Here is a 23,897-nt window from a genome sequence, read left to right on the forward strand (position 1 = left end):
ATGTTATATTTGTTTAGAACTAGCTTCTGATATTTTAGTCATTCAAGAACGGGAATAAATCACTCATACCCAAAAAACCTTCGTGTGTAGCAGTATATTCGGCTGCCAATACGGCTCCCAATACAAACCCGCCGCGGCTCTTGGCATCGTGGGTGATAGAAATGGTGTCTACATCGGACTCATAACGGATGGTATGAAGTCCGAAAACTTCGCCCTCACGGATCGAGCTGATAGGAAGTTCGTTAGGAGCATAATCGTTGGTTCCGCTAATGGCTCCGTCCGGCGCAAGGAAAGTCCCTTTCACCCATTTGTCCTTACGGTCTATCTTTTCCAGAATACCTTCCGCCAGTGTAATAGCTGTTCCGCTGGGGGCATCCAGCTTGTGGATATGATGTGTCTCGCTCATGGTGACATCGTATGCAGGAAACTGATTCATGATTTTAGCCAGATACTTGTTGAGAGCGGAGAAGATGCTGACTCCCAGGCTGAAATTGGACGACCAGAAGAGTGTTTGGCCTCCTTCCGTGCAGAGCTTCTTGATTTCTTCGCCGTGCTCGGCCATCCATCCGGTACTGCCCGATACCAGTTTCACACCGGCTTTGAACGCTTTCATATAATTGCTGTAAGCTACCATCGGATTGGTAAACTCAATGGCCACATCGGCCGATTTGAATGCTTCCGATTCGAAGTCATCCTGATTATTGATGTCAATGATGCAGACGATTTCATGTCCGCGACTACGGGCAACCTTTTCTATCTCTTTGCCCATCTTTCCGTAACCGATCAGTGCTATTTTCATTGTTTTCTGACTTATATTCAAAATAATAGTCGCAAAGATAAGATTTTTATTACATTTGCAGCGCACATTAACGTCTTGTTAACATGGAACATCTTCTCCACTACGTGTGGAAGCATAAATTATTTCCCCTGAAAGTACTGCAAACCACCAACGGCTTACCGGTAGAAGTGATTGACCCCGGTCTGCAAAACCCCAACGCCGGTCCCGACTTTTTCAACGCGAAACTAAAGATTGACGGCGCCTTATGGGTGGGAAACATCGAAATACATACACATTCTTCCGACTGGTTCCGCCACGGACATCATTCTGACAAAACATACGATTCTGTGATTCTTCATGTAGTAAGCGAAGCAGATACGGAAATAACCCGTTCCAACGGTGAACAGATACCGCAACTGTTACTTACCTGTCCGGAAAATGTGCAATTGCATTACCACGAACTTTGTGTCGCGGATCATTATCCGGCTTGTTATTCCATCCTTGCCTCTCTTCCCAAACTTACGATTCATTCCTGGCTGACCGCTTTGCAAACGGAACGTTTGGAGCAGAAAGCGCAATTAATCACACAGCGTCTCAAACATTGTAACAGTAATTGGGAAGATGCGTTCTTTATCACCCTTGCCCGTAATTTCGGTTTTGGCTTGAATGGAGATGCTTTTGAAACGTGGGCGGGATTACTGCCGTTTCGTGCGATGGATAAGCACCGGAATGATTTGTTTCAGATAGAGGCTTTTTTCTATGGTTTGGCTGGATTGTTGGAAGAAACGTTTCTGAAAAAAGAACAGGAAGACGAGTATAGTCTCCGTCTTTGCAAGGAGTTTCGTTATTTGCAGCGGAAGTTTGAAATCGGGCAGGGGATGGACGCTACGTTATGGCGTTTTCTACGGCTTCGTCCGGAAAACTTTCCGCATATTCGTCTGGCGCAGTTGGCTTATCTCTATCAGAAAGGGGATAAGTTGTTTTCACGTTTGCTGGAAGCGGAAACTCTGGCGGATGTGAGAACCTTGCTGGATGCCCGTACGTCTCCTTATTGGGAAAATCATTATTTATTCGGACGACTTTCTTCACAAAAGGAGAAGGCGATGGGAGAGCGTTCCAAGGATTTGATAATCATAAATACAGTGGTTCCTTTTCTTTATACATACGGCTTGCATAAGGCAGATGAACGAATGTGTGAACGTGTCGGACGTTTTCTGGAAGAATTGAAGGCGGAGAGTAATCATATTATTCGTTCGTGGAGTGATGCCGGGCTTCCGGTTGTCAGTGCGGCGGATAGTCAGGCGTTGATACAGTTGCAAAAAGAGTATTGTGATAAACGCAAGTGTCTGTACTGTCGCTTCGGTTATGAATATTTGAGGAAAAAGTAATCAATTATTTCTTTTGGGCTTTATAGACGTTTTTTAGATGCAGGTAGCTTGTCACTGGGCAGGGAATATCATGGTTTACACTATTTCTTTCTTTCTTTGAGAATCCTTAGTTGTAGTACTATCCATAATTTTAGTGTTGCAAATCATATTGTAATGAATGTGCAACTGTGAATCTTTTTTGTATATCGGATGAGGGCATAGTTATGTGTAGACATTGACTAAACAATCTTTATAAACTTTCAATAATTCCGCTGTGATACTTAATATTTCATATAAATTGTGTCGATTTTAGGGCTAATAGAACATATAAATTAAAGAGATATAATGTAGCCCTGAGAAAAGATGTAATTAGTAAAAATGGATGATTTTATCCTATTAATGTATTTTTTAGACGTATACTTTTTCATTTTATCACCATCTTTGTATTACGCAATAAACAAAACATTTTATAGAAAGAACAATATTATGAAAACATTTTTTGCAATAATTCTAGTTTTTCTCTTATTGAGTTGTACTTCTTCAAGTGAGAGGATTGCTTGGATAGTAGCCAATCAGTCTGCAAATAAATCAGAACTAACTCATTTCTTAGACTATTACAAAACAAAGAATAATAGGGATAAGTATAAAGCAGCTTGTTTTATAATAGAAAATATACCTAATAAATATTCTCTTAATAGAGAAGGAGAGAAAATATACGATATAGATATTGTAAAAGCAGACTCTCTCATACAGTCATTGGAATATTCTTTCTTGTTAAAAGAAAAAAGTCCTTATTTAAAGAAATATACATTTGAGCAGTTTTGTGAATACATTCTACCTTACCGAGTTGCAAATGAACCATTACAGTACTATTGGAAATGGGACTGTGTGAGGTGGCTGAAAGGTGGAAATAGCGATGATATTGTTAAGACTGCACAAAACATAAATGCGCAAATTAGAATAGAGTTATCGCCAGATTTTTATAAAGATACATTGAAGACTTATACTTCTATTATCCAGTCAGGGTGTGGTAAATGTGATGATAGAAGTACATTGGTTGTAATGGCTTTGCGCTCAGTAGGCATTCCTGCTGCGTTTGAATTAATCCCCTATTGGGGTAGTAGCAATAATGGACATTCTTTTGCTTCAATGATATTGCCCGATGATAAGATTGTATCCTTTCAAAATGATAATGGAAACGAAAATAATGCATTACCTATTCGTAAGATGCCTAAAATATATCGAAAAATTTATACTATAACTCCTGCGGAAACTTTTGACCGTTATCAAAAAATATATCCTGAATTGTTTGCGAATTGCGATGTGCTTGATGTAACGAAAATGCATAAAATAGGTTTCAGAACTATTCCTATTCCCTGTCCTAGAAGAAAAGAACCAATTTATTTATCTGTTTTTTCTCCTAATTCATGGATTCCAATCGCTATTAGTGCCGATGATAACTTTTACGATATAGGTACTGGAACTCAAAATGGTGAGAAAGAATCTGAAGAAGCATTAGATCTAGGAAACGGTATTTTGTATTTGCCTTCCAGTTACATTAATGGTGACATAATTCCTCTATCAGATCCTATAATAGTTTCGGATAACAATATTTATTCATTACATCCAGATACTCTTCATAAAGAAACAGTTATATTGAATCGCAAGTACCCATTAAATAAAAGAATTATAAGATTTGCCCGTGATATGGTTGGTGGTATATTTGAAGGAGCCAACCATGCAGATTTCTCAGATGCAGAAGAAATATACAAAATAACAGAGACTCCAAAGAGCCAAATGCAAAAAGTGTATATATCAACGGGCAAAAAATATCGGTATATTCGATATAGGAAACCAAAGGGGATATTCAGTATTGCAGAATTTTCTTTATATCAGTCAAATGGAAAGCCTTTACTGTTTCATCCAATATCATGTGAGGCTATCCGAAAAGATAATAATATGGGAAATGTCTTTGATGAAAAAATACTTACCTATTATCAAATCAATGGAGGGGTCGATATGTGGATTGGCGGAGATTTAAATGGAGGGGTAAACATTGATGCAATAGGGTTTGCTCCCCGTAACGATGATAACTCTATAGTTCCCACAGATATATACGAACTTTTTTATTGGGATGAACAATGGAATAGTTTAGGAGTAAAAAAGCCTGATGGAGATAGTGCTGTTTATAGGAATGTTCCTCAAAAAGCTTTATTATGGCTTCGTAACTTGACTAAAGGTAGAGAAGAACGACCATTTACATATGAAAACGGGCGACAGATATGGTGGTAGAATGAAAATATACAAACCTTTAAAATATAAGCTTATGAAAAAAATTATTTTATCTTTAACTCTACTTTTGGTAGGGAGTATAAGTTACTCACAGAGTTTTTCAAATGTAGATGTGGGCAAACACAAGGAATACATGATGAAAACATATAAATTAGATAGTAAAAAGGCTGATGTGTATGAACAAATACTTTCATCCTTAAAGCAAGAGAATGAACAATTAAAGAATCGAAGAATCAGTTCAGATAGGTTTAAAGATGAACAAAAGAAAATTTATAAAAAGTATGGAGAAATAATAAGCCAAGCTTTTAGCAAGGGGAAATACAGACCATGGAGTTCCTGTACACAAGAATTGGAGCGTTATCATGTGCTAAGTGAAACAAAGTTTATTCCTATTGAAAAAATGCGTTCTTTATATAAAGTAGAACATGAATGGAAAAAGACTCGTGATCAATTATGGAAAGGTATGAGTGACGAACTGGAAAAGTTAAAAAAGATAGAAGAATTGCTTGCAGAACTGAATAAACACATTCTAGAAATATTAGGAACAGATAACGGCAATTGGTACTTATCTTATAAAATGTTGATTTATGGGGCACTTGATAACATGGGCAAATATGGAGCTACATATAATGAAGGTTATCTGATAGCACAAATAGAGAGTAACTATTCTAGGCAACGTAAACAAATCTGGAATGATCGTCCTAAAAACCGACATGACAAATTACAAGAAATCGAAGCTAATGAACTAAAAGATATAAAACAGGCTGTACCTGCACAAATTGCAGAAAAATGGTTATCTGTTAATAATTCACTTTTAGAGTATACTCTTGCTAAACGTTATGGATTAAACAAAACTCAAATAAATCAATATAAGAATGCGTATAATTCATATGCCATTGAAGAGTATAAAGTTATTAATGATCAGAAGGGGCTTCCTACTTCAGAGAGAGCTGATAAACTGAGAGAAGCAAATGATATATTTTGTGAAAGGGTACGTCCTTTATTCAAAACTAGCTCATATAAAAAATGGAAAGGAAAACGGGTATATGACTTTGAACAGAGAGTGGAACAAAAAACTGGAAAATAAACTAAAAATTTTAGATCATGAGAAATGAAAACATCTTTATATGTATAATAATGTTTGTTTTTGTATTTACATCATGCATACATGATAATATATCTTCTTCTGTCGAAGAAGACAAAGGATTTGGTTTGACTGTAAAAGAAGCTAAAACTTTCTGGGAAAATCAAATATTGACACGGTCTACTCCTCAAACAACAATAACATTAGATCCTGGTGATTATATTCCGGTTTGGGATAAAAGCATTTTATCTCATAAAGATTCGATTGCCAATGTTGATATACCCATTTCTGCTGAAATTCACTATAAAGTATTACGTAGTAATTTCACTAATCGAAATATCCAAATACATAAAGTTGATGTGACACAAAAAATTGTAATTACAAAAAATATAAATAGTAAGAAAATTAGTCAATATTTAGTGACTCTCATTCCTGAATATAATAAGGGAGGAAATATCAATGAACATTTTACAAGCCTAGGGAATAAAAAAGATTATTCGGGATGGGCTATCTACTTTTTATCATTTATGAGATCTCCATTTAAGATAGAAAAATATCAAAGAGGAGAGAAAGTATTAAGCATTGTACTACCAAAAGAAAAAGGGAAAAAACCGCTTTCTCTTAGTAATCTTAAAATGATATTAGGGCATATGCAAATTTCTGCATACAAAACGGTTACGACTCGATCTTCTGAGGACTATGATGATTTTTGGGATTGGTTTGAAAATGAAGTTTGGGCTAACGGCGAAGATGGAGATCATCTTACAATGGAGCACGAAGATGGTGATTGGTGGCTAGAGGACCAAAATGGGAATCAATATGATATTCCTGACGGTTTAATGAATAATAACGATATAGATATCAGTGGTCCTGATACTAATTCTGACTTTGATTATTCCGATCCACCTGAACCTGATAATATTGAAAGTAGCGACGCCATACCTTACTTTAAGGCTAAAATTTACCATAAGATTTGTGGGACTTATTTGGGAGAAGTCGATTTGGGAGATCTTGATTCGAGTTCACATGGCTCTGGAGAATATTATTGCTCAAAATGCTTAGTATGGGTACATGTTGAATGGTGAAATATATAGATTATGTCAAAATAGTAAAAGTGTGCATAGAGGTTTTTATTCCTGTATTGATATAAGAGCTTCTATGCATATTCCTTCAAATCAGATAATGCAATGACTAAAATTTTTAACTTTTTTATAGCTGTGCTTTTTAGTGTATATAGCTCTGCACAGACAAATTCGGAAAGTCTTAAAAAATCTTTAATGACTCTTGATGAGATACCGTCATGGGTTTTAAGTAATATTCAATTTCCCCAAGAAGCATATGAATATGGAATAGCTGGTATTGAACAAGTTTGTATTAGTGCATCTTGGGATGGAAAAGTCTTTATAACAAGCATGCTGAATACATTAAATCCTGCTTTTGAGAAAGAAATTGTGGATGTCATAAGTAAAGCTCCTAGATGTCGATATAATGGAAGCCAGCCTAAAGATATATATAAATATATGCTAATTGATTTTTATCAATATATTCCTAAAAATCATCGGTTTGAAGTGAGACAAGTTACTATGCATACTCCACCGCGTTTATCAAATATTCCGTCAAGTCCTTTTAATAGTAGGGATAAATTTATTCAATGGATACACAATAATATCCGAATACCATCGACACTGAAATGTTATTCAGATACAATACTTTTTCAGTATACAATAACAAAAAAAGGAAGGGTTAATAATATATCTATATTACAATATAAAAGTGATATTATAAAATGTGCGTTAGAGGGGTTATTAAAAAAATCTCCTAAATGGGAACCGGCTATTGCAGATAGAACAGATCCAATTGATGTTACTATATGTGATAAAATTATTATAAAAACAGATAATAATGGAATTCTTTTGCCATTAATGGTGTATCGTGACGATGTTTTTTGTAATACAAGAAGCAAAATAACTGATCCTGATATGATCGTTTTTAATCCAGAAATAAAGGCAAAATACAATGAAGAGGGTAACTTCTTGAAAAATATTATGCGTGATGTTTCTGTTGATAAAAAAGTAGTTCTGAATGGTTCGTTTATTATAGAAAAAGATGGTACTACTAGTCATATCGAAATTTTAAATAGTTCGGATGTAAAAATTGATAGTATTGTAAAAAAAGCTATCGTCCGAACAAAATGGATTGCAGCGGTACAGGGTGAAACTCCAGTACGAACACTTTATTCATTTGGGATAAATAAACAACCACGAAAGCAAAAACAATCCAGAAAATATTCTTATTATGATATTTTTGGCAAATATTTTATAGCTCTCCATGCTGATCCAATGCGTATATCATATAGATTCATTCAGGGTGATGGAACTATACAGAATTATCCATTTAACAGTCAAGGATTATTTGACTATAAAGCTTATTATCAAGGAATGTTATATTACTACAAAAATTCCGCAAAAAAAAACAGTAATATATCAAAAAAATATTTTGATAAACTTTACAAAATGTACGTTGAATATTAAAAAAAATAACTTGTGCAAAAGGTAAATTGTAATATATTAGATTTTCTGCTATTGTGTTATTCTTTAATGGCAGGGTTTAATTTTTATTTTACCCATCAAAATCGGCTTTGTCTTTTTGAGGTTGCAAAATGGAGTACATTTTTATTATGCTATATTGTAGCTAGGAAAATATCTCATAAAGAAAGGATATTATGGGGAATTATTTTTTTAGGAATGGTAGAAGGTATTATTGCCATTTTCCAAAAAACACATTGGCTTAATAGCGTTCATCATGATTTTAATGTGACAGGCACATTCAGTAATCCTGGTCCATTAGGTGGTTTTATGGGCGCAACAATAACCATAATACTAGGACTTTATTTAACTAAGAAATGTTTTATTCCTAAATGGGCTTTATTTACCATATTTATCTTATTCTGTTTCATTCTATTGTTAGCAGATTCCCGGGCGGGATTTCTATCTACACTGTTTGGTATGGCGACTCTTTGTTGTTTGTTCAAAAAAATGAAGGTAGAATCATTTGTATTAATAAAAAGTGTCAGTCTTTTTCTATTTATGATCTTATTCATAATTTCTATATATTATTATAAGAAGGACTCTGCTGATGGACGTTTATTGATATGGCGTGTTTCAATCGATATGATAGCAGATGCACCATTGGTTGGACATGGTATTGGTACTTTTGAAAATAAATACATGTATTATCAAGCTCAATATTTTGAATCACACCCTTATTCAAAATATGAAAAGTTGGCTGACAATATAGTTTATCCCTATAATGAGTTTTTACGAATAGGGGTAGAACAAGGTATTATAGGGATTATTTTTATTTTATGTATCATAGCATCAATTTTTAAATACACATCTAAAGAAAAATATAATAAAGTTTATTTAGGAGGATTTGTCTCATTACTCACTTTTTCTATGTTTTCTTATCCATTCAATGTGTTACTATTATGGCTATTAGGATCATTATTGTTAGGTGGAATACAATATCAAAAGAATATATATGCATTAACTAAATATAAGTTCCAATCGAGTTGGATAATCATAGTATGTTTAGTACTAAGCATAAAGGGGGGGCATGATTATTATAATTTAAAACTAAATGTTAGAAAACTTTATTCAGAATCTCTGCAAAAACGTAAGGTTGCTGAAGCATATATTGAGAGATGCCAAGTCTGTTTGCAATCTACCCCACATTTATTAGACGTATATGCTCAATATAGTTTTCTGCAATTACCTGCCACAAAGAGTCTATTAATATTAAAACAAGCTAGTACAATTATTCCAAGTTCCGAATTGTATTGTGATTTAGGAGATGTCTATAAAGAACAAAAACAAATAGATAAAGCTATGGAATGCTATATTTTAGCAAAAAATATGTTACCTAACCGCTTATTACCTAAGTATAAATTGTTTTGTCTTTATCGCGAGCAAAGAGACTCTATTAAAATGTATAAAATAGGTCAGGAAGCATTACTAACTGAAATAAAGATAACAAGTACTAAAGCACTACGAATTAAAAAAGAGATAAAAAGAAGTTTGAGTCAAAGGTGTGATAAAATTTGGCAATGTGCCCTCGAAAAGTAGTGAAGAGACTTTTCTCTTAATTTATCAATTCCATAAAAAGACTTTAGTTATGTCATTTTTATTGATATAATGGATTCTTTCTGTTGGATTACGGGCTTCTACATGTAATCTTACTTCCACCAAATATGCGGAATCTACTCATGCACTTAAATCCAATATGTAACTTTGTTTTTGCAAAGCTCCTATAACAAAATCGCCTTTTCGTGATAAATCTTGATGATATACATATACTTCTCTATTTTTTAGAATCGTACCACTGTTATCTTTTAATGTAATGGTATAATATGTTCCTTTTTCACTCTCATCATCAGATTTGGGATTTAATAGGATAGGAACGTTGTATTTGTTTTCCAATATGAGTTGAATGGCTTTTGTTTCTTTGTTGAATGTAAAATTTGCATCAACTTGGGGAAAAACTATTAATGGTAAACCCAAAAATAAAATAACTAATATTGTTCTCATGATTTATTGTTTGAGTAAGCTGTTTTATTGCATTAATATTTGTCGGTTTATTCTAGTGAATAAATCCGCTTGATTTTATTTAGATAAGATTTTCTTGTTGTATAATTGATTGCTTCTATTTGAATTTCAACTTCTACTGAACAAATCTCTCCACTATACCATTTGGCAAACTCATATTTATATTCGTTATTTTCATGAGGTAATAGATATTGCCCTAGTCTATACTTGGTTAATGGTAATTCATCATATATAAAACGACTCCTTTTATATATTACTTTATCATTTTTATCACGATATAAAAAGGTATAAATACAACCAGTTCCAGGCTCGTATTGATCTATTGATTTGGGTGATAGCCTATATATATCATTACTTGTATTTAGTAATAATAGCATGGCTTCTTTCGCTTCTTTATCAAAAGAAAGTTGAATGCCAATTTGTGCAGCTCCAATTAAAGGTAAAGATGCCAGAATTAATACTAATATTATTTTCATAATATATTGTTTTTAGAATATTCATAAGTTGCTCGTATTTCCATTGCATAAAGTCTATAACTCTGTTTTTGTCTATGCTAATTATCTTTTTCTGTTTTAAATTGATAATAAATTTCATAATTGGCACTAATCTTTATAGAACTGTATCGTATAATAAAACTTCTTAGTTTAGATATAAATTCTTCTCATATCTTTTAGAAGTTAGTTTTCCAGTTTTTTCATCATTAGAATATGTTGAAAGAAACAAATGTGCCCTTGTTAAATTATTGGCTGGGATAGAATCCAAAGGATAGAAGAGTTCCATTCTTCCTTTTGGAGATAATCCCTTGTGTAATATCCATTTTCCGCTTTCAAGAGTAAATAGGCAAATTGTTAAATCTGAACTTTTTCCATTAGAAAATTCTGTTAAAACAATATAGCTCCCACTAAATTCACTTAACCGCCCCTGATTCATAATTAGAATTTCTTTGTCTGTATTATTAGTAAGTATTAGGGTTAAAGAATTATTCGGTTTATCATAAGAAAATTCAATTTTTACTTCTTGGGCGGTGCAAAAAATGGAAATGCCCAAAAGTACAATACTTATAGATAAATGTTTACTTGTTATCATTTAATTTGTTTTATGGGTAAATCATTTTTGTATTTTTTGCTAACTAATTTTCCTGTCTTCCTATCTCTAAAGTATGTGGAGAGGAATAATCTAGCTCTTGTGACATTATTTGCAGGGATAGCTTTAAATGGATAAAAAAGTTCTAGTCTTTCGTTAGGGTTTATTGTTTTAGAACGTATCCACTGTCCATCTTCATAGTCATATAACGAGATGATTAGATCACTCTGTCCATTATCCTGTTTTTCAGTTAAAATAATGCAGCTTCCAGATGATTCATTTAATAGACTTTGATTCAATATCATTATTTCTTTATCCGTATTATTGTAAAGTTTTAGAGTCAAAGCATTGTCTTGTCTATTATAAGTCAAAGCAATTTCTAACTCCTGTGTTTGTCCCTTGCTAAGAATTGACATACACAATAATATACCTATAAAGAAAGATTTAATTATATTCATAATATTGTTTTGGTAAATTGTTCAATCTATTTCCATAAAAAGACTTTGGTTATGTCATTTTTATTAATGTAGTGGATCTTTTCTGTTGGATTACGAGCTTCTACGTGTAATCTTACTTCTACCAAATATGCGGAATCTGCCCAAGTACTTAAATCCAATGTATAGCTTTGTTTTTGCAAAGCTCCTATAACAAAATCGCCTTTTCGTGATGAATCTTGATGATATACATATACTTCTCTTTTTTTATAATCGATCCATTGTTGTCTTTTAATGTAATAGCATAATATGTTCCTTTTTCACTCTCATCATCAGATTTGGGATTTAAAAGGATAGGAGCATTGTACTTGTTTTCCAATGTAAGTTGAATGGCTTTTGTTTCTTTATCAAAAGAAAGTTTTGTATCAACTTGGGAAAAAACTATTAAAGGTAAACCTAAAAATAAAATAACTAATATTGTTTTCATAGTATTATAATATTAAAGGGTACTCTTTTGCTTGTATGTTATTACAAAGGTGAGGAGAAATAAGTATTTAGGTATGAGTAAATAGTACATTAGTAGGATGAGAACGTACATTATTTGACCGTAAACGAATGGAATCGGATATTTCTTTAAAATCTTTCATCTTGAACGTGATAAAGAAGTTTCTTTTGTGGCTTGATTTGGACCAATTTTAATGTATAAAAGTATTGCAAAACCAAACTTGTTACTATCTTTGCGCCGTCAATTAAACTCTTAATTTATATAGTGTTATGAGAGCTAAAAAGTTTGTATGCTGCTTGCTGGCTATGCTGTTGCTCGCCGGTGTTTCGTTTATCTCCTGCGGTAATAGTTCCAAGGCGAAAGCCGATAGTGAACTGACTACGCAAGACGGTGAAGATTTCAAATCGTTTCTGGATAAATTTACTTCCAGTGCAGCCTTCCAGTATACTCGTATCAAGTTCCCATTAAAGACCCCGATTACTTTATTGGCAGATGACGGCGAAACCGAAAAAACATTCCCTTTCACCAAGGAAAAATGGCCGTTGCTGGATAGCGAAACCATGAAAGAAGAACGTATCACTCAGGAAGAAGGGGGAATCTATGTCTCCAAGTTTACGCTGAATGAACCGAAACACAAAATCTTTGAAGCGGGCTATGAAGAGTCCGAGGTGGATTTGCGTGTTGAGTTCGAATTGCAGGCTGACGGGAAATGGTATGTGGTGGATTGCTATACAGGCTGGTATGGATATGACTTGCCGATTGGGGAGTTAAAACAGACTATCCAGAATGTGAAAGAAGAGAATGCTGCTTTCAAAGAAATACATCCGTAGAGATAAGTATCAATATCAAGTATTAAGTATCAAGTATTAGCCAGTCATTTAATACTTAATACTTGATATTTAATACTTATTATTAGGGTTCTCCTACATAATATCCCAACTCCGATTCTTTTCCGTCCACCATCTCCCTGACAATGCCGTTTTTAGTGTTGAAATCCTGATAGAGTTCTTCATAATCACGTGTATAATCTGCGTCGGGGACTACGTTAACATCAAATTTTAGTTCTGCTTTTCCATTTGGGAGCATATTGCCGAAAATCCGGATGCGGTGAACCACTTCGCCTACATTCTTGATGCTGTTGTAGGTTGCTTTGAATTGCCTGATACCGTCTTCTGGAATGATGATATGCGAACTTTTATCCAGAATGATACAGCCACAGGAAGGTTGCATTTCTGAAATGATTAACGGAGCGTCTCCCGTATTGGTGATGGTAAACATGATATCGAGTTGCTGACCTTGCTTGATAGGGTAATAGTGCCTGACGGAATCTTTTATCGTCATGCTGGTGGGACGTACTTCCTTCCTGCACCCTGTAAAGCAGAGCGGAAGTGCCGTCAGTAGTAAAATATAGAATATAGATTTATTCATTGTTGCCATTTATTTTTGTTATATCACTTTTTCAGCATCTAAGGGATGAATGCAATTTCATCGATACCCATTTGCGTTCCCGGTTTCTTTAAACAACTGATTTTTATGCTTAATTGTTCTGTTCCGTTCAGGTCTGCCGGAACAGTGGCTTTCATCATTTCTCCTTTTTCTGGGGAGTCTTCCGGTTTCAAATCTATTGTTTTATAGGCTACTCCGTCTTTCAACAGTTGAATCTGCTGTGGCGCATAGATGCGGTGGCGGGGAAGATTCAGAGAACTGATATAGAATGTTCCTGATGCATTGAGTCCTTTAACCGGCAGGTCGATGGTACATTCTTCTCCCGGAATGATAACCCAACCGCAATGATAGTCTCCGGGTAAACCGTGAGTGCCGTCGGTCAGTTTCTTTGAATCATTTTTATTCAGTTTAGGGGTTGTGGAAGGATTCATTCCCAGAAACAAACTTTTCTTTATGTCGGAAGCAAGTATATATTGTTCCCATTCCTTTATATAATAGTCAATCTCATAAGCTGACTCATTGTAATATTCCATTCCGGCAAATGCTTGATGTTCTTTGAGCTGGGTGATCCATTTACGAGCTTGGGGAAGCGGTTGAATATCCTTTCCATTTCGCTTGGCATATCCGTAAGCGTCGAAACCGTGGTCACGTGCTAATTCCATGCGCGTGAAAGACAAAGCGGTCTGAAGCTCGTGCAGCTTTTTGCGCTCTTTCCCTTTTGCTTCGGATACAAAATCTCCCATTTCATCATAGAATTTGATAAACTTCTCCGGATAGAGGAATCCTTTTTCCGATTCTCTGATACCGGCGTAAAGTCCGAGCCGCTTTCCGGATTGGGCGTTGTTTTCTAGCTCTGTGTAGTAATCGTACAGCCATTTTTTGGATACCGGGTATTCCTGATTAAAATAGCTTTTAATTAATTCATCAACCGGAAGTTCCGGGTTGATAAGAAGGGCTGATAATACAAAAGTCCTCATTTCATCGAAAGAAGAATAGCTGTAACCGCTTCCGTTGAAGAATATGCCGCTGGCTCCGTGTTGTTTGAAAAGTTGGAGTCTTTGCTGGGCTATCTTTAATATGGGGAAAGGAGTGAGGTAGTCGTCGAAGTTGTTGATATAGTCCCATATATAGATGTTGTTCGTTACTTTCTTCCAGTTGTCGAGTTGTTCCGCAAATTTCTTGTCTTGCTCGTCCTTGCCGTCTGTCCGGCGGAGCGGGTAGTCGATAGCGCTGACAATTACCCCGACGTTAGGCAGAAGTTGCTTGTCTGTGACTTGTTGCGTGGTCAGGTAGGAAGTCGTAAAGAACGTGTGTTTGGGAAAACGCTGCGACAGGCGGAGGATCAGTTCCGTAACGGCGGGAGTTGCGTTCTTCTCTGTATTTCCCAATGCGGTGCAGGTGGCACACGTACAGGCGTACGGAGTATCATCCGGTGCGATTACAAAACGGAAATTCCCCTTTTCACCGAAGTTATCTACGATGTAATTTTCTATCTGGCGATACATGTCCTCGGAAGAGAAACACAGTTGTGAGTCATCTGTTTTCCCGTGAATGGTGGCATATACTTTCTCTGCATCTTTTCCCAGTACTTTTCGCAGGTTGTGTCCCCATATTCCCCAGCTGTCGTCAAAGTTGTTCAGGCCGATAACGCCTGTATGATCGGCGTTCAGGCCGTATGGAGAATAAATACTTTGATAGTCAAATGCAAAAGCTCCGCAAGTATCGTTGAGATTGATAAGGGCGGGAGGAAGATCCGAACCGTCTATACGCGGGTCTTCTTTGCTGATCTTCTTTATCAGTTGGTATTGCAGCCATAACATTTGTTTGTCGTCACTTGCGGTCAGTCTGATATCCGAACCTTTGCAGGCTACTTTGAATCCTCTCTGCAATGTCGGGTCTATCTGTATGATGATACGCCACATATCCATCTCGGAGACACCGAAAGCGACCATTTCATCGTCGTTTGCACGTTTCTTGAGGTGCTCGTACAGGTATTTGGCCCATCGGGTATCTCTGTCCGTCGGATCTTCGCCGATTGTGATGAGGTATCCTTCTTTAGATGGGAACATCTCTGTGCGTGCCTGCATGCGGCAGCCGGATAAAAGGCAGCAAATACATATCATTCCTGCCAATATGGGGCAAAGCGTGTCAGAATGAAATATAGACTTGTGCATAGATGTTATATAAGTTTTTATAGCGTGTCGATATGGATTCTATCGGGTTGAGCGGACTGCTCCCTCGCACGGTGTTGGTCTGGTTATAATAGGTATTCCAAGTACCCATCAGACCTATGGTAATATTAGGACTGACCATGTATTGGCCTCCCAGTCCTACCATTGTATTGGTGTGTGAGAAAGAGCCGGGCAGCGCGTAATCCAATACAGCCGTTTCCGGGGCCGATCCGATACTTGCCATGGCGTTGATATTCGTCTTTCCGTCATTAGCCGGGAAGTATTTGGCACCAATCTGTGCATTGTAGTAGAAGTTGGAATTGAAGAAATGCATATCTATCTTCGTGTTGAGGCGAACGACTTCGATCGTTTTGGCTAATTCTCCGCCTACGGTGAGCAGGTTGGTCTTTGACTCATTCCAGCCGGTAAATAGATAACCGTTATCTCCGGTGCCTCCTGCAAAGAATTCGTCGTTCCATTCATAACGTTTCGTATAGGCAGCTACACGTCTGTATCCCACATGTGCTCCTATTTCCCAGTCATTCTTGAGATAATGCCGTATGGCAACATCGGCGGTAATATCCGGGAAGTATTTGGTAGCAAAAGCGGCATTGACCGTAGTGCTCCACTTCGGTGAGAAGTGATGCGTCCATTCTCCCTGTACCTGGATGCCGACCCCTCCCGGTGTCTGTTCTTCAGCCTCCATGCTGTCGCTTGTCGAGCCGCTTCGTCCTGCATAGTTGAGACGTCCCGTGTAGCTGTTCTTCTGGCCTTTTCGGGTGTATTCGGCGGTGGCAACGGAGGTAATGATGTCTTCTTCTCCGTAGCGTGCACGCAGGTAGGTCAAAGCGATCTCATTCTTGAGCATCATGCTTCTAAGGCCCGATAAGTGCCGTTGGAAAGAGCGGTATTCCATGATGGAAGGCTCGTAATACTTTTGATAATAATAGGCTGAATCCGCTTGTCTGTTGGCTTCATATACCACGCCTTTGGTGTATTTTAAAGACTTGTTCTGGCTGTCGTAAAGCAAAGCTGTATCAAGAACAGCGAGAGCTTTTTCGGGTTCTTTCGCCTTTGTCAGTTGCAGGGCACGATATTCGCTGCTTTGTGAGAATGCGCCTATAATCTCTTTGTTGCTCGGGTATTTATTGAGTATCGGTTTCAGGAATTCCAAAGAAGCTTCGTATCTCTTGTCGCGTTCAAGGACAGTAGCCCTCTTTGCCTGATAGAACGGTTCTTCAGGATAGTAATTGATTCCTTGCGCTGTATATTTCTCGAATTCATCGTATTTTCCGAGTAAACCGGACGAGTTAATGGCATACCGTAATCCAAGATCGCTCGATGGATTCAGGCTGACCAGTTTGATGGCTTCTTCGTATGCTTTCTTCGTAGCTCCGGCTTCCATGCACTTTTTGATGTAGGGCACTGCCAGTTCCTCGTATCCGATGACGTAGAAGATACGCATATCCTCGTCGCTCTGCTCGATTGCAGACAAGTATAGTTGCAAAGCCTCTTCGGTTTTGTCCATTTTATCGAGAATAAAGGCCCTTTTCAACGTACCATTCTCGTAATCCGGGAAGTGAAGGGTGATGGTATCCAATGTGGCAAGTGCTTCATTGTAACGTTTCATATTGATATAGCAACTCAAGGCTTTTTCCCATGCGGCACCGTTCACGTCGTTGTCTACATGTTTTTGAGATACAAACAATACGTGCGGCAATGCTTCCGCATACAGACCGAGTTCCATCAGCTTTTCGGCTTTCTTCATGTGCTGTGCGCTCATGGCAAGCGTAATGTCATAATCATCAGGATACATCTCGTACATCTTTTTCAGCGTTGAATAGGCAAGATCATCCTCATTCATCTGGCGATAAAGCATATATTCTTTATAGAGAATTCCTTTGTCATTGTTGCCATATTGTTTCTTAGCCTCTCTGATATAGAAGAGGGCATCGTCGGTATATCCGCGGGTGACGGAAGTGTTCAATAAATAGTCTAATGCTTCCTTGTTCTTGTTGCCTCCTTCGTAGGCCATGCCATATAATACATAAGGGTCCCGCTGTTTCTCTGCACGGGCAGCTTCCATCAATAAGTCGTTGTACATACGCCGTATGGCAGGACTATTGTTTCTCTTCATTTGCTCGCGTATAAATGCCAGTGCTTCCGGATAACGCGCCAATTCACTGAGGATACTTGCCCTTTTGACGATGAGGGCACCACTTCCCGGTATGGCAGCCAAACCGTTGGATGACCAGCCTAGAGCTGCTTCCCGGTTTCCTTCCTGTAAATGCAGGTTGATGATGTCCAGGTAATATTCTTCGTTTTGAGGAGATACTTTGATTAGCTCCGTCAGTCTCTCGATCGCTTCTTTCCGGTTACCGCCTTTTTTCATTTGTTGGTAGCCTACTTCCATGCTGTAGATGTAATCCTTCCTTAGAATGGTATCGTTCGGGTAAATCTGATTGATTCGTTTCAACAGGCGATCCGCTTCCACATCGTTGTTCTGCTTGCGGTATAGTTCAATCTTCCTTCGCCATAAGCCTCTCCAATACGGATTCACTTCCAGCAACTCATTAACGTAGCAAATGGCACTGGAGTAGTTTTCGGTAATATCTTCCACGTCTACCAGCAGGTGTTTGGCATTGACGTTGTTATAATTGTCGTCTATTGCTTTAACAAGATGATAACGCGACTGGTCATAATTCTTTTCGTGAAACCAGTATTTGCCCATGAGCCATTCAAGGTCAGAAACATTCGGGTATTTCTGAAGGCCCTCCTCCAACAGCTCTTTCCCTGCTTCCCATTCCTCGTTCGCAAAATGCTCCTGCACAATCTGGGCATATTGCTCCGGCGTCTGGAATCCATTATCGGTTCCGGAGGAAGAGGTTATCAGCAAAAACAGACAACCTAATAAGGTGATCTTATGGAGAAATTCTCTGTTCATTCTATCTTGTCTTTAATCTTTCTTTCTTGTTTAAATCGTTGCCGGTTCAGGCTTCATAGCCGCTGTTTCAGCATCATCCGTATTTTCTTCTTTCTGCTTGAATCCTTTACGCTCCATATTCTTCCACTTGAAGTCTCTATTGGTCAGATAGCTAAGGTATCCTCTCAATGAACAGAAAGTGATGATGGGATGATAGAAGATGGGCTCCAATATGGACGCTATGATAATCCACAGATATTCGTATCCTCTTTTATAAAGCATCCCGACGTAATAGTCGTAGGTAATAACGACGATGGAAAGGAACTGGCAGAACGTATAGATCGTCAGGTAAATCATCCACGCCGTATTCCAGTTGACCGCTCCTGTAAAGGCCAGATAGATAAATACGATCAAACCGGTAAGCTCGATGATGGGTGCCAGAAACTCAAATACGAACATATAAGGCAGAGTCAGCAATCCCATCTGTTTATATGTTTTTTTGAAGATCATCTTATGGTGGATACTAAGTGTCTGGAACAATCCTCGTGCCCAACGGGTACGTTGACGGTAAAGCATCGCCAAGTTGGGAGGTCCTTCCGTCCAACAGCAAGTATCAGGAATCTGAATAATCTTATAAGGACGGGAGAAGTCGCACATATATCCTACCATGCGGGTAATGAGGTCCATATCTTCTGCAAAGGAAGTACCGTCATATCCTCCGGCTGCAATGGCTACGGAACGGTCGAAAAGACCGAATCCACCGGAAACATTCGGCATACCATTGATTGCAGACCATCCCATTTTACCAATCAGGTAGGAACGCATGTATTCGAGGTTCTGGAAAAGCGGAATCGGAGTACGCGGAGTTCTCACGTCTACTATCTGCCCGTCTTTCACTACGCATCCGTTTGCCATCAACATCGTTCCGCTGACTGCGATTACCTGTTTATCGGAAGATATAATGGGCGATATACAGCGGTAAAGAGCATATTTCTCTAAGATACAGTCTACGTCCGTACAGATGAAATAAGGATATGAAGAAACATTGATACCTGCATTGGATGCATCCGCTTTGGTTCCTCCATTCTCTTTGTCTACAACGATGAGTCGACTGTATTTCGGACTGGTAGATTTGAAGAGTCTTCTGAACGGTTTGGTTTTGATTCGCTCAATATAGGCATAGGGCACTTCTATCAGTTCGTAATGTTCAATCATCTTCTTCAACGTACTGTCCGTGCTTCCGTCATTTACAATCACCACCTCGAAAAGCGGGTATTCCAATGCAAGCATAGAGTTCACGTTATCAATGATTGTCTTTTCTTCATTGAAAGCAGGGGCAATTACCGAAATACCCGGTGTATAGGGAGATTCCTTAATTGTTTTCCGCATATAGCTTTCCACATAGTAATCTTTTCTCCGTTTCAGAGAAATGAAAGAGAGGAAGGCGAATGTGACGAAGAATATCGCCAGCATACTCGTATAAAAGAATACGAAATAATTGAAGAATGTAAATATTATATCTCTCATATTCTCTAAATTAACTGGTTGATTAACGGATGCTTGGTATGGGCAAACAATATAGCTGTGTGGGAATCTGCTTTTCTCTCCAATTGATCGAATGTTTTTCTTCCCATTGAACTGTATTCATAGAGGGCTTTCAGGATGATACGTTTTGTCCCCCAGTTGTCTGCTTCATCATAAGCATTGTAAAGAAATCCTAATGCCTTATCTGTTTTCAGGTCTGCAACAGCCGAAATGATTTGTCGCTTGACTTCTTCCGGTTGCACATGATACATTTCAATCAGCTTGGGCTCGATCTCTTTATATTTTAGCTTTCCTAAAGTTCTGATCGCTTCGCCCCGGATTTCGGTAGAGCGTGCGTTGATTTGTTTAGCCAGAATGGGAGCACTATCGGTTTCATTATATAACCGGATTTCGTTGATAAAGAATATCTTAACATTCTCTTCGGCCGAAGTATTCACCCATTTTATAAAGCTCGGTGTGTTATATCCCACCTTCTTGCGGTGTTCCAAGATGGCATGCAATTCCATCATATCCCATTGTCTCAACTTCATGCCGATGTCTTCGTCGAAGAAACGGAACGGATCTCCCTGGCTTAGCCACATATAAGTGTAGCGTGCAGAGTTCCTCAATTCTATTTCACGATGATAGAGGAAGCGCACCAATACCGCTTCAGAGGCATATCCGTTGATGGATTGAATAAGTTTCAGCGCTTGTATCTTTGCTCTTTTGGAGCCGAATTGAAGTTCGCGTTCAAGGAAACGCGTGATCTGGAATACGGTTTGAATCGTTTGATAGTTTAGTTCGTTAATCTCATCTTCGTGTACACTCTTGATTTCTGTTAATAGTTGAGTGATAATACGTAATTCATTAGGCTTGGGACGTTTTTTCGTATCATACTGTAATCTGTCTGCGATTTCCTCTTCACTCAATGTGTTGGAATCTAGCGAGATAGATTTCATTTCCTCGTAATATTTGTCGAAAGCTTTGTTGTATCTTCGCTTCTCTTTCCGCCTTTTGAATATACCATATATAATATGGAATAGGAGAAACAAGTACGCAATAATACAAAACATTACAGCAATTGAGCATATTCTTATGATTAAAGGATAGCCAATAAACTTGTAATATATCCAATAGAAATAATATTCTATGTAATCTATACCATACAGTACTTGATCCATTTCCCTTGATATTTAATCTATAAAACTTGTATATTCAAAACAAAAGTTCTATATTTGTTGTATTGAATGTTCTGTCTAATGCAAATATAATAAATAACTTGTATATATTATCCATTGTTCATGAACAGGGCTTTTGAGCGATATTTGAGCTCTTGTGATTATTTTCGATGGAAAGGATTGAAATTACAAATAAAGGCAGGTAAAAAGCCATTAAGCGTTAAATATATTTTTGATAAGTTAACATATAGAGCTCGGATATGGGTGCGATAAGGTAGAGCTTTCATAGGAAACTGAAACAAACAATAAATTTAAAAATTAGATTAAAATGAAGATTAAAAGTTTGATGTACGTCCTCATGGGGACGATGTTGGTTGTTGCTTGTACAGACAGTAACAATGAAGAAGGAATAGTGGATAATGGAGGAGGAGATGATTCCCCGCAGTATGTTATTCCGGCAGGGTTTGATTTTGCAACTAGTCGTACTGTCTCTGCTAAAGTTTATTCAAGTAAGCCTGTAGCGGTTGATTTGTATTGGGATTCAGAAAATCAGGAAAGAAGTTTGTTGGTGAGTGGCCTGCTTGTTGATGGAGAGAAAGACTTGGAATTGAATGTGCCTATTCACTGTGCTAATATTTATTTGAAGTATTCTGATGGAACAGATAAAACAGCATCATTTCCGATAAATAGCGTGACTCGGAGTGGCGAGACTGTAGCAATAACTGTACCTGAAGATGCGGTGGCGGTAACTAGTGAAGAAGATGATGGATGGTTTTTCTATCATAATACAGGCGTTGCTATGTTTGAAGACAATTGGCCGATTGAACCAGGTCAAGACAATGATTTGAACGATGTTGTTTTTGAGTACGATTTGAAAGTAACCGAATGTCAGGCTGAAAAATGGCTTGAAGCTGGTCAGGGATATAAAGAAGGATTGAAGTTGACTTTGGATATTCGTGCCAAAGGCGGTCGATATCCTATTAAATTAGGTGTAGTATTAGGCGGCTTGGATAAAAAGTATATAGAGACTGTTGCGACCCGTATTCTTTTGAAAGAAGGACAAGGAAAAGAAACCGAACTTGCTACTGGGGAAATGAAAGCAGAAATGCCTCAACAGCAACTCTTTGGAAAATCGCAATTTTGTAAAGTTACGGTAGACACGGAACACGGTAGCCCGGTTATCATAATGGATGGTTTGAGTGCTTTGGGTGATAATACTAATTTCTTCCAGACTACAAAAGGTTTTATAAATCCGGGACAAGGCATGTTACGTGCAGAAATTATTTTGGGAGCTAAGGTTCGTACTAGTCTTACTGAAGATTTGGATCAATTGAAAGCTTATCGTGCTCTTATTACTGATACTCATAATCAGAACTTCTTTATTGTGACAAATACGAATAAAGAGATTCACATGAAAGGCTATAGACCTTCTTATCTTTATACTAATTACGAAGCTGATTCGGCCGGTGAAATGATGGAAGGTGTTCCATATTGTAATAAGAATGGTTTTGTTTGGGGAATTAAAGTTCCTGTTGGCGTAAAACATGCTTATGAAAAGGTGCTTTTTGATGACGCTTATCCTGAATTCCGTGCTTGGGTGACTAGCAATGGAGTTGATAACAAGGATTGGTATTTGCATCCGGCTGCTGAAAAAGTGGTAGAGGCTTGGTAATACAAATTCCCGGTCAATACATTATTTGAGATATTTTGTACAATTTGAGCCCCTCTTTTTTCGAAAAGAGGGGTTTCTTTGTATCCGGAAGAATTATCTTTAAACTAATACCGTAATGACGAAGCGATTTTTTATTAGCTACAGTTTGATTACTTTATTTCTCTTGGATAGTGTAGTGCTGTTTGCACAATGCGAAAATGCGTTTGCACAACAATGGAAGATAGAAGATGCATCCCATGCCTTGCAGGTGATAGAACGTACAGATACATTAGAATTGATCGTGCCGGATGGATTGACTATGTGGTATCAGCAGCGATTGACGGGGAATTATGAGGTTAGTTACCGCACTTGTATGGTGATGCAAGGAGGGAAGTACGATCGTTTGAGTGACTTGAATTGTTTTTGGGCTGCCAATGACCCTAAATACCCAGATGATCTTTTCACTCGTAGTCAGTGGCGCGACGGCATCTTTAAAAACTACAACACATTAAACCTTTTCTACGTTGGATACGGGGGAAATGATAACTCGACGACTCGTTTCCGTCGTTACAGAGGAGAATATTATGGAGTAGCAGATGACAAGGTGAAACCCTTATTGAAAGAATATACTGATGCCTCTCACTTGCTTGTTCCCAATCAGTGGTATCAGATTCGGATTAGAGTGGAAAAAGGAATCACGACTTATTCTGTGAATGGTGAAGAACTGTTCCGCTATGTTCTTACAGGCGGCGAAGGTGACGGACACTTCGGTCTTCGTCTCTTGCAGAATCATGTCCTGTTTACAGATTTTAAAGTGACTACTCTCTGACTTATATACTGAAAAACCTAATAAGACG

Annotated in this window: 20 protein-coding genes; 9 read left to right on the top strand and 11 right to left on the bottom strand. The window is 37.6% G+C overall.

All coding sequences use genetic code 11. The annotated features are described in order from the left end of the window. Positions 1–34: 34 nt before the first annotated feature. The gene (dapB, locus tag DW173_RS04395) at positions 35–799 is read right to left on the bottom strand and encodes a 4-hydroxy-tetrahydrodipicolinate reductase (protein ID WP_008023888.1); all 765 of its coding nucleotides are present in this window, start codon (positions 797–799) and stop codon (positions 35–37) included. A gap of 83 nt (positions 800–882) precedes the next feature. Between dapB and DW173_RS04400 the strand changes: the two genes are divergently transcribed. From DW173_RS04400 to DW173_RS04425, 6 genes are all read left to right on the top strand, one after another. Next, a complete protein-coding gene (locus tag DW173_RS04400; protein ID WP_008023889.1) occupies positions 883–2,166 on the top strand; it encodes a DUF2851 family protein in 1,284 nt (427 codons plus the stop codon). Between the two features lie 465 nt (positions 2,167–2,631). Further along, positions 2,632–4,437, top strand: coding sequence for a transglutaminase domain-containing protein (locus DW173_RS04405; RefSeq protein WP_008023890.1), 1,806 nt, complete (start codon positions 2,632–2,634; stop codon positions 4,435–4,437). A 34-nt stretch (positions 4,438–4,471) separates the two neighbouring features. Next, entirely contained in the window at positions 4,472–5,524 is a 1,053-nt protein-coding gene (locus tag DW173_RS04410; protein ID WP_008023892.1) for a hypothetical protein, read from the top strand. 17 nt (positions 5,525–5,541) lie between these two features. Further along, entirely contained in the window at positions 5,542–6,606 is a 1,065-nt protein-coding gene (locus tag DW173_RS04415) for a hypothetical protein (RefSeq protein ID WP_008023894.1), read from the top strand. Positions 6,607–6,708: 102 nt separating this feature from the next. Continuing rightward, a complete protein-coding gene (locus tag DW173_RS04420; RefSeq protein WP_120143852.1) occupies positions 6,709–8,052 on the top strand; it encodes an energy transducer TonB in 1,344 nt (447 codons plus the stop codon). 12 nt (positions 8,053–8,064) lie between these two features. After that, positions 8,065–9,645 (top strand): O-antigen ligase family protein, encoded by a 1,581-nt coding sequence (locus tag DW173_RS04425; RefSeq protein ID WP_008023896.1) that lies wholly within the window; start codon positions 8,065–8,067, stop codon positions 9,643–9,645. 138 nt (positions 9,646–9,783) lie between these two features. On the opposite strand, the gene DW173_RS04430 is transcribed toward DW173_RS04425, so the two are convergent. The 5 genes from DW173_RS04430 to DW173_RS04450 all read right to left on the bottom strand — a co-directional run bounded on the left by DW173_RS04430 (position 9,784) and on the right by DW173_RS04450 (position 12,129). Beyond that, positions 9,784–10,107 carry a hypothetical protein gene (locus DW173_RS04430; protein WP_008023898.1) on the bottom strand — a complete coding sequence of 108 codons (324 nt, stop codon included), beginning with the start codon at positions 10,105–10,107 and terminating at the stop codon, positions 9,784–9,786. Between the two features lie 47 nt (positions 10,108–10,154). After that, positions 10,155–10,601, bottom strand: a complete 447-nt coding sequence (locus DW173_RS04435) for a hypothetical protein (RefSeq protein ID WP_008023899.1) — start codon at positions 10,599–10,601, stop codon at positions 10,155–10,157. 163 nt (positions 10,602–10,764) lie between these two features. Then, positions 10,765–11,211, bottom strand: coding sequence for a hypothetical protein (locus tag DW173_RS04440; RefSeq protein ID WP_008023900.1), 447 nt, complete (start codon positions 11,209–11,211; stop codon positions 10,765–10,767). After that, a complete protein-coding gene (locus DW173_RS04445) occupies positions 11,208–11,666 on the bottom strand; it encodes a hypothetical protein (protein WP_008023901.1) in 459 nt (152 codons plus the stop codon). Before DW173_RS04445 ends, DW173_RS04440 begins: the two co-directional genes overlap by 4 nt. A gap of 184 nt (positions 11,667–11,850) precedes the next feature. Further along, on the bottom strand, positions 11,851–12,129 hold the full coding sequence (locus DW173_RS04450; RefSeq protein WP_008023902.1) for a hypothetical protein: 279 nt from the start codon (positions 12,127–12,129) through the stop codon (positions 11,851–11,853). A 287-nt stretch (positions 12,130–12,416) separates the two neighbouring features. On the opposite strand from DW173_RS04450, the gene DW173_RS04455 reads away from it, so the two are divergent. Next, on the top strand, positions 12,417–12,977 hold the full coding sequence (locus DW173_RS04455) for a hypothetical protein (protein WP_032811951.1): 561 nt from the start codon (positions 12,417–12,419) through the stop codon (positions 12,975–12,977). An 82-nt stretch (positions 12,978–13,059) separates the two neighbouring features. Here DW173_RS04455 and DW173_RS04460 read toward each other — a convergent pair whose 3' ends face one another. The 5 genes from DW173_RS04460 to DW173_RS04480 are packed head-to-tail and all read right to left on the bottom strand — an operon-like array spanning position 13,060 to position 21,392. After that, positions 13,060–13,575, bottom strand: a complete 516-nt coding sequence (locus DW173_RS04460; protein WP_004324271.1) for a DUF1573 domain-containing protein — start codon at positions 13,573–13,575, stop codon at positions 13,060–13,062. A 38-nt stretch (positions 13,576–13,613) separates the two neighbouring features. Next, positions 13,614–15,767 carry a DUF4838 domain-containing protein gene (locus tag DW173_RS04465; RefSeq protein WP_120143853.1) on the bottom strand — a complete coding sequence of 718 codons (2,154 nt, stop codon included), beginning with the start codon at positions 15,765–15,767 and terminating at the stop codon, positions 13,614–13,616. Then, positions 15,742–18,708, bottom strand: a complete 2,967-nt coding sequence (locus DW173_RS04470) for a hypothetical protein (protein ID WP_120143855.1) — start codon at positions 18,706–18,708, stop codon at positions 15,742–15,744. Before DW173_RS04470 ends, DW173_RS04465 begins: the two co-directional genes overlap by 26 nt. A 30-nt stretch (positions 18,709–18,738) precedes the next feature. Then, entirely contained in the window at positions 18,739–20,214 is a 1,476-nt protein-coding gene (locus DW173_RS04475) for a glycosyltransferase family 2 protein (protein ID WP_004324274.1), read from the bottom strand. Positions 20,215–20,219: 5 nt separating this feature from the next. Next, positions 20,220–21,392, bottom strand: a complete 1,173-nt coding sequence (locus DW173_RS04480) for a HEAT repeat domain-containing protein (RefSeq protein ID WP_004324275.1) — start codon at positions 21,390–21,392, stop codon at positions 20,220–20,222. Positions 21,393–21,717: 325 nt separating this feature from the next. On the opposite strand from DW173_RS04480, the gene DW173_RS04485 reads away from it, so the two are divergent. Together DW173_RS04485 and DW173_RS04490 are read left to right on the top strand one after the other, a co-directional pair. Next, positions 21,718–23,061: an LruC domain-containing protein gene (locus tag DW173_RS04485; RefSeq protein WP_120143856.1), complete on the top strand. Its 1,344-nt coding sequence runs from the start codon at positions 21,718–21,720 to the stop codon at positions 23,059–23,061. 115 nt (positions 23,062–23,176) lie between these two features. Further along, positions 23,177–23,869: a DUF6250 domain-containing protein gene (locus DW173_RS04490; RefSeq protein WP_120143858.1), complete on the top strand. Its 693-nt coding sequence runs from the start codon at positions 23,177–23,179 to the stop codon at positions 23,867–23,869. The last annotated feature ends 28 nt before the right edge of the window (positions 23,870–23,897 follow it).

Source organism: Bacteroides sp. AM16-13 (genome assembly GCF_003602705.1).
Taxonomy (GTDB): Bacteria; Bacteroidota; Bacteroidia; order Bacteroidales; family Bacteroidaceae; genus Bacteroides; species Bacteroides xylanisolvens.